This is a genomic window from Kitasatospora sp. NPDC101157, from assembly GCF_044768255.1.
GTDB lineage: Bacteria > Actinomycetota > Actinomycetes > Streptomycetales > Streptomycetaceae > Kitasatospora.
The window spans coordinates 208,024-219,143 of the sequence record NZ_JBIWPL010000004.1 but is presented as its reverse complement, the minus strand read 5'-3'; the positions used below and the strand labels follow the sequence as shown (position 1 = coordinate 219,143).

Annotated in this window: 12 protein-coding genes; 5 read left to right on the top strand and 7 right to left on the bottom strand. The window is 75.6% G+C overall.

Features of this window, described 5'->3' with window-relative positions:
• Positions 1-17: 17 nt before the first annotated feature.
• On the bottom strand, positions 18-494 hold the full coding sequence (locus tag ACIRVF_RS10730; RefSeq protein ID WP_402815942.1) for a MarR family winged helix-turn-helix transcriptional regulator: 477 nt from the start codon (positions 492-494) through the stop codon (positions 18-20).
• A gap of 62 nt (positions 495-556) precedes the next feature.
• Between ACIRVF_RS10730 and ACIRVF_RS10725 the strand changes: the two genes are divergently transcribed.
• Together ACIRVF_RS10725 and ACIRVF_RS10720 are read left to right on the top strand one after the other, a co-directional pair.
• Complete coding sequence (locus ACIRVF_RS10725; RefSeq protein WP_402815941.1) at positions 557-967, top strand: cupin domain-containing protein; 411 nt, start codon at positions 557-559, stop codon at positions 965-967.
• Between the two features lie 85 nt (positions 968-1,052).
• The gene (locus ACIRVF_RS10720) at positions 1,053-1,379 is read left to right on the top strand and encodes an antibiotic biosynthesis monooxygenase family protein (RefSeq protein WP_402815940.1); all 327 of its coding nucleotides are present in this window, start codon (positions 1,053-1,055) and stop codon (positions 1,377-1,379) included.
• Positions 1,380-1,444: 65 nt separating this feature from the next.
• Here the strand turns inward: ACIRVF_RS10720 and ACIRVF_RS10715 are convergent, their stop codons facing one another.
• Positions 1,445-2,323 (bottom strand): LysR family transcriptional regulator, encoded by an 879-nt coding sequence (locus ACIRVF_RS10715; protein WP_402815939.1) that lies wholly within the window; start codon positions 2,321-2,323, stop codon positions 1,445-1,447.
• Positions 2,324-2,592: 269 nt separating this feature from the next.
• On the opposite strand from ACIRVF_RS10715, the gene ACIRVF_RS10710 reads away from it, so the two are divergent.
• Together ACIRVF_RS10710 and ACIRVF_RS10705 are read left to right on the top strand one after the other, a co-directional pair.
• Positions 2,593-2,931 (top strand): MFS transporter, encoded by a 339-nt coding sequence (locus tag ACIRVF_RS10710; RefSeq protein ID WP_402815938.1) that lies wholly within the window; start codon positions 2,593-2,595, stop codon positions 2,929-2,931.
• Positions 2,932-2,939: 8 nt separating this feature from the next.
• Complete coding sequence (locus ACIRVF_RS10705) at positions 2,940-3,146, top strand: hypothetical protein (RefSeq protein WP_402815937.1); 207 nt, start codon at positions 2,940-2,942, stop codon at positions 3,144-3,146.
• Positions 3,147-3,159: 13 nt separating this feature from the next.
• Here the strand turns inward: ACIRVF_RS10705 and ACIRVF_RS10700 are convergent, their stop codons facing one another.
• On the bottom strand, positions 3,160-6,030 hold the full coding sequence (locus tag ACIRVF_RS10700) for a glycoside hydrolase family 3 C-terminal domain-containing protein (RefSeq protein WP_402815936.1): 2,871 nt from the start codon (positions 6,028-6,030) through the stop codon (positions 3,160-3,162).
• Between the two features lie 211 nt (positions 6,031-6,241).
• On the opposite strand from ACIRVF_RS10700, the gene ACIRVF_RS10695 reads away from it, so the two are divergent.
• A complete protein-coding gene (locus ACIRVF_RS10695) occupies positions 6,242-6,661 on the top strand; it encodes a hypothetical protein (protein ID WP_402815935.1) in 420 nt (139 codons plus the stop codon).
• Between the two features lie 65 nt (positions 6,662-6,726).
• On the opposite strand, the gene ACIRVF_RS10690 is transcribed toward ACIRVF_RS10695, so the two are convergent.
• The 4 genes from ACIRVF_RS10690 to ACIRVF_RS10675 all read right to left on the bottom strand — a co-directional run bounded on the left by ACIRVF_RS10690 (position 6,727) and on the right by ACIRVF_RS10675 (position 11,110).
• Positions 6,727-7,395 (bottom strand): hypothetical protein, encoded by a 669-nt coding sequence (locus tag ACIRVF_RS10690; protein ID WP_402815934.1) that lies wholly within the window; start codon positions 7,393-7,395, stop codon positions 6,727-6,729.
• 144 nt (positions 7,396-7,539) lie between these two features.
• The gene (locus tag ACIRVF_RS10685; RefSeq protein WP_402815933.1) at positions 7,540-8,415 is read right to left on the bottom strand and encodes an ECF transporter S component; all 876 of its coding nucleotides are present in this window, start codon (positions 8,413-8,415) and stop codon (positions 7,540-7,542) included.
• Positions 8,412-10,013, bottom strand: coding sequence for an ABC transporter ATP-binding protein (locus ACIRVF_RS10680; RefSeq protein ID WP_402815932.1), 1,602 nt, complete (start codon positions 10,011-10,013; stop codon positions 8,412-8,414). The genes ACIRVF_RS10685 and ACIRVF_RS10680 overlap by 4 nt, the downstream gene beginning before the upstream one ends.
• Positions 10,010-11,110, bottom strand: a complete 1,101-nt coding sequence (locus ACIRVF_RS10675; RefSeq protein ID WP_402815931.1) for an energy-coupling factor transporter transmembrane component T — start codon at positions 11,108-11,110, stop codon at positions 10,010-10,012. Before ACIRVF_RS10675 ends, ACIRVF_RS10680 begins: the two co-directional genes overlap by 4 nt.
• Positions 11,111-11,120 lie beyond the last annotated feature (10 nt).

The following is an 11,120-nucleotide window of genomic DNA, read 5'->3' as shown; positions in this document are numbered from 1 at the left end:
CGGATCCTGATTGTTGCTCACGGACCGCCGAACCAGCGAGGGGTGTCGAGCCGGAACGGGTCTCCGGGGGCGAGCTGCCGCAGGCCGTCCTCGATCCGGCGCAGCTGCTCCTCGCCGAGGACCTCCGACCACTCCGCGCGCAGCTCGTCGAAGATCCGCGCCGAGCGGACGAGACAGTCCACCCCCCGGTCGGTGAGCCGGACCACCTTGCGGCGGGCGTCGGCCGGGTCGCTGCCGCGCTCGACGTAGCCGAGCTGCTCCAGGTTCTCGACGGTCTTGCCCGCCGCCTGCTTGGAGACGCCGAGCCGGCGGCCGAGCTCGACGGCGGTCGTGCCCTGCGGGCCGATGGCCTGGAAGACGAAGCCGTGCATCGGCCGCAGGTCGGGATGCCCCTCGCGGGCGATGCGCTCGTGCAGCTCGTCGATGATCGTCCGGAAGGCGAGCAGCAGGCGCAGTGGCAGCTCGAAGCCGGGCGGGGCGGGTTCGCTTGACATGATAGACAACCTCATTGACCATATAGACAACGACATTGACCATCTTAGGGGGTTCCTCCACCATGCCCGTGATCCGCTCCGCCGACGCCCGCCGGACCGAGACGCCGAACGCCGTGATGACCACCCACGCCTCGCCCACCCAGGGCTCGGCCGCCCTCGCCCAGTGGCGGGTCGAGATGCCCGCCGGCCGGCAGGGTCCGCTGCACGCCATGGACACCGAGCAGATCTGGACCCTCCTCACCGGTTCGGCGGAGGTCGACCTGGCCGGGGACACCGTCACGATCGCCGCCGGCGACACCCTCGTCCTCCCCGCCGACACCCCGCGCCGGATCGCCACCACCGAAGGCTTCACCGCCGTCGTCGCCTCCCCCTCCCCGTCCCACGCCTACAACCCCGACGCCCGCACCCCCGACGGCGCCTGCGCCCTCGCCCCGCGCGACGCCGAACGCGTCCTCCCGGCGTGGATCGCCTGAACCGCGGCGCGTGAGGTGTAGCAGACTGCTCGTGAGCAACCGAGCCGACGGCCGTACGGGCCCCGGCGGATCAGTGAGGAGCGGCATGTCCGTCGTCAAGATCAACGTACTGACGGTGCCCGCCGAGCAGCGCGAGGTGCTGGAGCAGCGCTTCGCCTCGCGGGCCGGCGCGGTGGAGAACTCCGACGGCTTCGAGTGGTTCGAGCTGCTGCGCCCGGTCGAGGGGACCGACAACTACCTCGTCTACACGCGCTGGCGCAGCGAGGAGGACTTCAAGGCCTGGATGGAGGGTCCGATGAAGGCGGCGCACCAGGGTGGCGGCGAGGGCGGCGAGGCGCCGAAGCGGCCGGCCGCGTCCGGGTCGACGCTGTGGTCCTTCGAGGTCGTCCAGTCGGCGGGCCCGAAGGCCTGACGGACCGTACGTCCCGTACGCCGGAGGCGTGCCCCGGGCTCCGCGAGCCCGGGGCACGCGGCGTTTCAGGCCGCGGCGGCGTAGAGGACCTCGCGCAGGCCGGGGACGGTCTCGCGGTCGGCGCGCCAGACCAGGCGGAGGTGGAGGGGCGGCGGGACGAGGGGGAGGCGGACGAGCGTGCCGGCGGCCAGCGGGTCCTGGACGGCGAACTCGGGGAGCAGGGCGATGCCGAGCCCCTGTTCGGCGCAGGCGCGGGTGACGGCGACGCCGCCGGTGCGGACGCGTTCGACGTCGTGGCCGAGCAGGCGTTCGCCCGCGAGCCAGAAGGAGCAGGCGGGGGCGTTCACCAGGAGGCGCCGGCCGCGCAGGTCCGCGCGGGTGAGGGCGGTGGCGCCGCTGAGCGGGTGGGCCGGGGCGGCGACCAGGGCGAGCGGGACCTCCGTGAGGTCGAGGTGGTCGAGCGGTGCCGGCGGCAGGTAGAAGCCGAGGTCGCCGAGCGGGCCGGCGGTGTCCAGGATCAGCGCGGCCTCCAGGGCCCCGGCCGCGACGCCGCCGAGCAGGCCGTCCCGGGCGGTGTCGGTGTGCAGGGAGACGTCGAGGTCGGGCCGGCGTTCGGCGAGCCGGGCCAGGACGGCCGGGACGTGGGTCGCCGCTATGGTCTCCAGAGCGCCGAGCCGGAGCCGGGCGCGGTCGGCGACCACCTCCCGGCGGGCCTGTTCGGCCTGGTCGAGCAGTCTGCGGGACCAGGGCAGCAGTCGTTGCCCGGCGGCGGTGAGGGTCATTCCGCGCGGGGCCCGGTCGAACAGCTCGACGCCCAGGCCGCGTTCGAGGGTGCGGATCTGTTCGGAGACCGAGGAGGGCGCGAGGCCGAGCGCCACGGCCGCGGCGGTGACGGTGCGATGGGTGACCACGGCCTCGAAGACGCGCAACTGACGAAGTTCCACTGGTTTCTCCGGTTCCCCCGAACGCCCGCGTGGGTTCGTATGACTGCCTGCTGCTCACTGCGTGCCGCATCTGCCGCACGTGTGGCACGTGTTGCGGGACAGCGTACGGCTGCGTTCGGGTATTCCGAACGGTACCTGCGGGATCGGCGGTGGAGCGGGGCGGGGCCGCGGAGCGGAGTGGGTGGCCGATCCCCCTCGGACGTGGAGGAATCCGATGACCACCCTTGCCCTCCTCGCCGGACCACCGGCCGCGACCCGGTCGCCGGCCCGTGCGCGCCCTGCTCGGCATCGCCCTCGGCTGCTTCATGGTGCTGCTCGACACCACCGTCCTCGCCGTCGCCGAGCCCGACCTGGCGTCCTCGCTGGGCAGTTCGACGGCCGGGCTGCAGTGGGCCGCGACCGGCTACAGCGTCGCCTTCGGCGCCCTGCTGCCCTCCGCCGGGGCCGCCGCCGACCGCTACGGCGCCCACCGGGCCTTCCGCTTCGGCATCGCCGCCTTCGGGACCGGCTGTTCGCGCTGGCCGTCCTGCTCGGCACGCCCTGCCCGCTGCTGGCGCTGGGCCTGTCGGCGGCCGGGTTCGGGGTCTCCTTCGCGCTGCCCGCGCTGATCACGGCGGTGGTCGCCACCGCGCCGGAGGGCGGCGCCGGTGCGGCGGGCGGACTGCTCAACGCCGTCCGGCAGGTCGGGGCGACGGTGGGTGTGGCGGTGACGGGCGCCTTCGTCGGCGGGAGCACGGGCGGGCTGGCGGCGGCGATGCTGCTCCCGGCGGCGGTCTGTGCGCCGTCGGCCGTGCTGGTGCGGCGCGGCCGGGCCGGGCGCTGAGCGGCCGTCCGGCTCAACTCGGCAGCTTCCAGAGCTGGTTGGGGCTGGCCTGGCAGTCCCAGATCTGGAGCCTGGTCCAGTCGGCGCTGCTGCCGTCCCGGGCGTCCAGGCAGCGGTTGGAGACGGGGTTGAGGAGGGTGCCGTCGGGGCGGGGCAGCCACTGCTGGGCGCCGGTGCCGTTGCAGTCGTAGAGCTGGGCGGGTGTGCCGGCGCTGGTCCAGCCGTTGGTGACGTCCAGGCACTTGCCGAAGGCCCGTAGCGAGCCGTCCTGTTGGACGGACCAGTCCTGGGCGCCGGTGGAGTTGCAGTGGTAGAGCTGGACGGCGCTGCCGTTGACCGTCGCGGCCCGGGCGATGTCCACGCACTGTCCGGCGACGCCGGTCAGCGGGCCGCTCGGGCGGGGGACGGACCAGCGCTGCCCGGCGCCCCCTGAGCAGTCGCGCAGCAGCAGGCGGCCGTCGGCGGCGGTGAGGCAGCGGTTGGAGGCCGGGTTCAGCAGCGAGGCGTCCGCGCCCAGCCGCCAGGCCTGCTCGGTGCCCCGGGGGTCCGGGCGGCAGTCCCGCAGCAGGACGGCGGCGCCGTCGGCGGAGCCGGCCGGGGTGAGGCAGCCGCCGAGGGCGCCGATGCCGCCGTCCGAGCCGACGGTGGCGTCCTGGGCCGCCGTGCCCGCGCAACCCGCGGTCCGCACGGCCTGGGCGGGGTCGGCCGCGGCGGCCTCGGCGTCCAGACAGGATCCGTCGGAGCCGGTGATCCGCCCGGACCAGGTGGAGACGGCGGGGGAGGCCGGCGCATCCACCGTGCCGCGCAGCCGGGGTGCGCGGGAGGAGGATCCGACGGTGAGGCCGTACCGGCCGCCGGGGACGCCCCAGCCGTGGACGCCCTGGTCCCAGACGGCGAAGGCGGAGCGGTCCAGCGGCAGTTCCACGTGGGCCGAACCGCCGGGCGCCAGCGTGACCTTGTCGAAGGCCTTGAGCTGCTGCGGCGGCTCGCCCGACGCCGACGGGAAGGTCAGGTACAGCTGGGGCACCTCGGTGCCGGTGCGGGTGCCGCGGTTGGTGAGGTCGAAGCCGACCCGCACCCGGCCGGCCGGGTCCGGGCCGGTCACGGTGAGGCCGGCGTAGTCGAAGGTCGTGTAGGACAGGCCGTGGCCGAAGGGGAACAGCGGGGCGGTGCCGCTGGCGTCGTACCAGCGGTAGCCGGTGCCGAGCCGCTCGGTGTAGTGGTAGGCGCCGTCCGTGCCGGGGTACTGGGCCGGGTCCTGGATCGGGGTCGCGCTCGCCGAGGTCGGGAAGGTGACGGGCAGCCGCCCGCCCGGATCGGCGTCGCCGAACAGCACGTCGGCGAGTGCGGCGCCGCTCTGCTCACCCGGGTACCAGGCCTCGACGACCGCGGACACCGAGTCCAGCCACGGCATGGTGACCGGCCCGCCGGTGTTCAGCACCACGACGGTGTGCGGGTTGGCCTTGGCGACGGCCCGGATCAGGGCGTCGTCCGCCGGGGCGAGGTCCAGCGAGCCGCGGTCCGCGCCCTCGGTCTCCTGGTCGCCGACGACCACCACGGCGGCGTCCGCACCGGTGGCCACCGAGGCCGCCGCGTTCGGGTCGTCGCCGGGGTGGTAGCGCACCTCGGTGGCCGAGCCGGCCCGCGCCGCGATGCCCTGGCGGGGCGTCACCGTCCGGTCCGGGTACGGGGTGACGCGGGAGGAGCCGCCTCCGCCGGTGTAGGCGCGGTCCGCCCACGGGCCGATCACGGCGACGGACTTCAGCCGGGTGGTGTCGAGTGGGAGGGCGGAGTTCTGGTTGCGAAGCAGAACCGTTCCGGCAACGGCGGCCCTGCGGGCGTCGCGCGCGCCGGCGGCCGGGTCGGAGGCGGGCGGTTGGCCGCCGTCGAGCGCACCCGTCCGCTCCATCAGCCGCAGCACCCGCCGGACCTGGTCGTCCAGCACCGCCGGGGCGAGCCGCCCGTCGGCCGCGGCGGCGGGCAGGTCGGCGAAGTACGTCGAACCGCCGAACTCCTGGTCCAGGCCCGCCGCCGCGGCGTTGACCGAGGAGTGGGTGGCGGGGTAGTCGGAGCCGACCACCCCGTCGAAGCCCCAGCGGCCCTTCAGCACGTCGCGCAGCAGCGGGAAGTTCTCGCACGCCCAGATCCCGTTGACCGGGTTGTAGCCGCACATCGCGGACCAGGCCCGGCCGTCCCGGACGGCCGCCCGGAAGGCGGGCAGCTCGATCTCGGCGAGGGTCCGCTCGTCCACCTCCGAGGTGTACGACTCGCGGTAGTCCTCCTGGTTGTTGGCGGCGTAGTGCTTGACCTGCGCGGCGACGCGCTGGGCCTGGATGCCGCGCACCTCGGCGGCGGCGAGCCGCCCGGCGAGGTACGGGTCCTCGCCCAGCGTCTCGAAGTCCCGTCCGCCCTGCGGGATCCGGACGATGTTCACCATCGGCGCGTACAGCACCTGGTAGCCGCGCGCCCGTGCCTCGCGACCCAGCACGTCGCCGTAGGCGGTGGCCAGGGCCGGGTCGAAGGCGGCGGCCAGGGAGACGGGCGCGGGCATGGCGGTCGCGGGCCGGCCGTCCCGCACCCCGGCCGGGCCGTCGGACAGCAGCAGCGGTGGGATGCCGAGCCGGGGCACGCCCGAGACGTAGCCGACGGAGCTCACGCCGTCCGGGGCGTCCAGGCCGCGCAGCAGGGTGACCTTCTCGGCGGTGGTCAGCTGCGCCAGCAGGCTCTCCACGCGCTGCTCCGACGGGCTGGGGCCGCTCCTCGGCGCGGTCGTGGCCGCCGGGGCGGCCGGGGCGGCCGAGGCGTTGCCGGTCGTGGCCGCGGCCAGCAGGCAGCCGCCGATCCCGAGCCGGAGGATTCGCATCCGCAGGGGGAGACGTCGCATGGCAACCACCACCGATCGACGGGAGTCGTACCTGGCCGGGCGGGCCTGAAGAAATGACGATCCATCAAATTTACGGTGTACGGACACAGGATGTCAGGTGGCGTGCACAGCGCGTGTCGGGCGCGTTCGGGGCACGCTCGGCCCCATGGGCGCCCCCCGTCGGGTTGTCGGTGGATTCCGGATCACGAGGACATCAACGGGGGACGGTCGATTGCTGCGCGCAGCGCTCGACCACTTGGGCTGGGACCAGCCGTCGGCCGACCGCTCGCGCAACCTGCCGGCCCGGGCCCTGCCGGCCGTCGCGGCCCTGCTGTTCGCCTGGATCCTGGTGCTCGGGTCGACCACGCGAGGCCAGGCCGAGGTCAGGAACTGGTCCACGGCCTGGGTCGGCATGGACGTCCTCCAGGTCGCCGGACTGCTCGCCACCGGCCGACTGCTCGTCCGGCGTTCCCGCCTCACCGCCCCGGCCGCCGCGGCGTCGGCCACCCTGCTCCTGGTCGACGCCTGGTTCGACGTGATGACCGCCGAGGGCGGCAGCGCCTGGTACACCGCCCTCGCGATGGCCCTCCTCGTCGAGCTCCCGGCCTCCGTTGCCCTGGCGGCCCTGGCCAGGTCGGCCCTGGACTGGTGATCGTCCGGCCCCCTTCGAGCAGCACGCCCGGGCGCTCCGGCCGCCCGGCCCGGGGCGCCCGGCGGTCACCAGAAGAAGTCGGGGAGCTCGGTGGTGGGCGGCAGGGGTGCGTTCGCCGGGAGGGGGCGGATCTGGACGAAGGCGTGCTCGAACTGGGAGTACGAGAAGTCGTCCAGTCCCGGGGCCACCACCAGGACGTTGCCGCCCCGGCGCCAGATCCGGTAGCGCCAGCGGCGGTCGAGGGCCGGTCGGCGTTCGTGGGTCAGGTCGTGGTCGGGCGGCCCGAGGATGGTGGTGAACCGGTCGACGGCGGACTCCAGTTGGGCGTCGAAGGTGCCCGCGGGCGGGTCGGGGAGACTCTGCCAGCCGGGAACGGTGGCCCAGAAGTCCTCGGCGATCGCCCCGTCGGGGTGGACGTAGAACTCGTACGCGAACGGGATGGCGAGGCAGTCATCGCCGTACACGAAGTGGCCGGCCGGCGTGTGGGCCTTGTTGTCGAGCTCGCCCAGGTAGTCGCCGGTCGAGCGCCAGCCGGCGGCGGCCATCGCCTGCTCTCCGGCGTCGAAGTCCTTCCAGTCGACGTCCAGCATCCCGGCGATCTGCGCGGCCAGTTCAGGGCCGACCGGGCAGGTCGAGACGATCCAGGGGCCGTCCTGGTCCTCGTCCTCGTCGTCCACGGCGGGGCCGGGGCCGGGGTCGGGGCCGGGGTCGCTGTCGAGGGGCTCGTCGGACACTGGGGTGAACTCCCGTTCTGGCTGGCGGATCGAACGTTCACCCTAGGGCCTGTCCGGCGGATCGTGCCCGGCGTCGCGCGCTCGGCAGGATCCGCCGGACAGGCCCCGTGGGGGCGCCCACCGGAGCTGTCGGGAAGGAGGCGTTCACCCGCCCGGCGGCGGCCGGAAGTCGACCGGCGCGTCGAAGGCGGCCCGGCGGGTGGCGCGGCGCAGGGCGCGCAGCACGGGCGAGCCGAGGGTGAGGCACAGCACGACGGTCAGCGCCGCGCGCGGCAGGTCCCAGCCCAGTGAGGTGGTGAGGCAGTAGGCGGCGAAGCGGACCAGGTTGGCGGGCAGCGGGTCGCCCGGGACGAAGGAGACGGAGCCGGCCATCCCACCGATGTACGGCCAGCCCTGGAGGTTCATGACGGTGCCGTAGAGGACGGCGGACCCCGCCCCGTACGCCGCCAGCAGCAGCCGTTCGCGGCGGCCGCGCAGCGTGGCGGCGCCCGGCAGCAGGCCCGCGCCGAGGCAGACCCAGCCCATGGCGAGCATCTGGAACGGCAGCCAGGGCCCCACCCCGCCGGTGAGCAGCGCGGAGGCGAACATCGACAGTGAGCCGAGGACGAACCCGAAGCCCGGGCCGAGCACCCGCCCCGACAGCACCATCAGGAAGAACATCGGCTCCAGGCCCGCCGTCCCCGCCCCGAGCGGCCGCAGCGCCGCACCGGCCGCCGCCAGCACGCCCAGCAGGGCGACGGACTTGGCGTCCAGCCCGGGCGCGCCGCCGCCCGACGAACGGCCCTCGGAGATCTGCGCGATGACGACCGCGAGGAGCAGCGGGAGCAGCAGGGCGAACAGCCAGGGCGCGTCGGCGGAGTGGCCGACCAGGGCGGACCGGGTGGAGGCGAGCAGCGGCCAGCCGAAGGCCGTCACCCCCACCAGGGAGACCAGGGACAGCGCCGCGACGGACCGGCGCCCGAGCGGGATGGGGCGGCCGGGCGGGATGGGGCGGCCGGGCGGGACGGGGCGGCCGCTCACGAGCTCAGCGCCTTCGCGACCTGCTGGACGGTGAGCCACGGCCCCGGTGCCAGCACCTTGGCGACCTGCGGCGCGAAGGCCGGGGAGGAGACCACCACCTCGGCCGTCGGCCCGTCCGCGACGAGTTCGCCCTCGGCCAGGATCAGCGTCCGGTGCGCCAGCTCGGCGGCGAGCTCGACGTCGTGGGTCGCCAGCAGCACGGCGTGTCCCTCGGCGGCGAGCGAGCGCAGGATCTCCACCAGCCGGGCCTTGGCGGCGTAGTCCAGGCCGCGGGTCGGCTCGTCCAGGAGCAGCAGCGGGGGCCGGGCGGTGAGGACCACGGCGAGGGCGAGGGTGAGCCGCTGGCCCTCGGAGAGGTCGCGGGGGTGGGTGGCGTCGGCGATGCCGGGCAGCAGGCGCTCGACCAGGGCGCGGCAGGTGCCGGGGGCGGCGCCCGCGTCGGTGTCCGCGGCGGCGCACTCGGCGGCGACGGTGTCGCCGTACAGCAGGTCGCGCGGGTCCTGGGGGACGAGGCCGACGTGCCGGATCAGTTCGGCGGGCCGGGTGCGGTGCGGGCTGCGGCCGCCGACCGTGACGCTGCCGGAGGCGGGGGCGTGCAGGCCGACCAGGCCGCGGAGCAGGGTGGACTTGCCGGCGCCGTTGCGGCCCATCAGGGCGGTGATCTCGCCGGGGCGCAGCGCGAGGTCTACCCCGCGCAGGGCCTGCACCGGGCCGCGTCGCACGGCCAGGCGGTCGGTGGCGGCGATCGGCGCACCGTCCGGGGTGCCGACGGCGGCGGGCGCCCGGCCGTCCAGTTCGGCCCGCAGCGGAGCGGCCTTGCGGCGGGCGTCGCGGACGGACAGCGGCAGTGGCCGCCATCCCGCGAGCCGGCCGAGGCCGACCACCGGCGGGTGCACCGGGGAGTGCGCCATCACCTCGGCGGGTTCGCCCAGCACCGGTTCCGCGCCCGGGGTCAGCAGCAGCACCTGGTCGGCGTACTGGACGACCCGCTCCAGCCGGTGCTCGGCCATCAGCACGGTGGTGCCGAGGTCGTGCACCAGCCGCTGCAGGACGGCCAGTACCTCCTCGGCGGCGCCCGGGTCGAGCGCCGAGGTGGGTTCGTCCAGGACCAGGACGCGCGGGTGCACGGTGAGCACCGAGCCGATCGCGACGCGCTGCTGCTGGCCGCCGGAGAGGGAGCCGAGGGCGCGGTCGCGCAGGTCGGCGAGGCCGAGCAGGTCGAGGGTCTCCTCGACCCGGCGCCGCATGACGTCGCCCGGCAGGCCCAGCGACTCCATGCCGTAGGCGAGTTCGTCCTCGACGGTGTCGGTGACGAACCGCGCCGCCGGGTCCTGGCCCACCGTGCCGACGAGGTCGGCGAGCTCGCGCGGCCGGTGCTCGCGGGTGTCCCGGCCGCCGACGGTGACCCGGCCGTGCAGCACCCCGCCGGTGAAGTGCGGCACCAGGCCGCTGACGGTGCCGAGCAGGGTGGACTTGCCGGAGCCCGAGGGGCCCACCAGCAGGCAGAGTTCGCCCTCGGGGACGGTCAGGTCGACCCCGTTCAGCACCGGTTCGGCCGCGTCCGCGTACCGGACGGAGACCTGCTCGAAGGTGATCACGAAGCCCTCCGGGGCGGGGTCGGGGCGGCGAACGCCGGTACCAGGCCGAGGAGTACGGCCGGCACGGCGGCCAGCGGCAGCACGGGGACGGTCGGCGGGACGACGGTGGGGGCGAAGGCGGACGGATCCCGGGACGCGAGCCAGGTGACCAGGGCGGCCACGGCGGCGCCGGAGCCGGCGGTCAGCCACTCGGGGAGGAGCCAGGGGTCGGGCCGGTAGCGGGTTCTGACGGCCCGTCGGCCGCCGAGCCGCAGCCCGGCGAAGGCGGCGGTCAGGCCGAGCAGCAGCACCGGCAGCGCCCAGCCGGCGCCGCCCGCGGTCAGCAGCCCGTAGGCGGCCAGGCAGACCCCGAGCAGCCCGGCCAGGGTCAGTGCGGCGGTCACCCGGGCGAGCCGGCGCGGGACGTCGGCGGTCCGGCCGAAGCCGCGGGTGTCCATCGCCGCCGCCAGGGCGATCGACCGCTCCAGCGCGCCCTCCAGGACGGGCAGTCCGACGCTCAGCACGGCCGCGACGCCCCGGTCGTTGCGGCCCCGCAGGCGGCGGGCGGCGCGCAGCCTGCGGACGTCGGCGACCAGGTTCGGTGCGAAGGTCATCGCCACCACCACGGCCACGCCCGCCTCGTAGAGCGCGCCCGGCAGGGCGCGGAGCAGCCGGGCCGGGCTGGCCAGCGAGTTGGCGGCGCCGACGCAGACCAGCAGAGTGGCCAGGCGCAGCCCGTCGTACAGCGCCGCCAGCAGGCCTTCGAGGGTGACCCGGCCGCCGACCCGGACCCCCTGTGCCCAGTCGGGGAGCGGGAGTTCGGGCAGGGTGAACAGCACGTGGGTGCCGGGGACCGGCGAGCCGAGCAGCACCGCGAAGACCAGCCGGATGCCGAGCACCAGCAGCCCGAGCCGCAGGAAGGCCCCGTACGAGCGCGACCACGGCGCGTCGCCGCGGCGCGCCGCGACCACGTAGCCGGCGGTCGCGGCGAGCAGCAGCAGGACCACCGGGTTGGTGGTGCGGGTCGCCGCCGCGCCCAGCCCGAGCGCCCACAACCACCAGGCGCCGGGGTGCAGTTGGCGTGGGCCGGTGGGGGTGCTACGGGCGGGGCTGCTCACGGATCTGTCC

Excerpts from the sequence above, each read along its gene's own strand:
- ACIRVF_RS10730 (WP_402815942.1), bottom strand. The coding sequence starts at position 494 with ATGTCAAGCGAACCCGCCCCGCCCGGCTTCGAGCTGCCACTGCGCCTG.
- ACIRVF_RS10725 (WP_402815941.1), top strand. The coding sequence starts at position 557 with ATGCCCGTGATCCGCTCCGCCGACGCCCGCCGGACCGAGACGCCGAAC.
- ACIRVF_RS10720 (WP_402815940.1), top strand. The coding sequence starts at position 1,053 with ATGTCCGTCGTCAAGATCAACGTACTGACGGTGCCCGCCGAGCAGCGC.
- ACIRVF_RS10700 (WP_402815936.1), bottom strand. The coding sequence starts at position 6,030 with ATGCGACGTCTCCCCCTGCGGATGCGAATCCTCCGGCTCGGGATCGGC.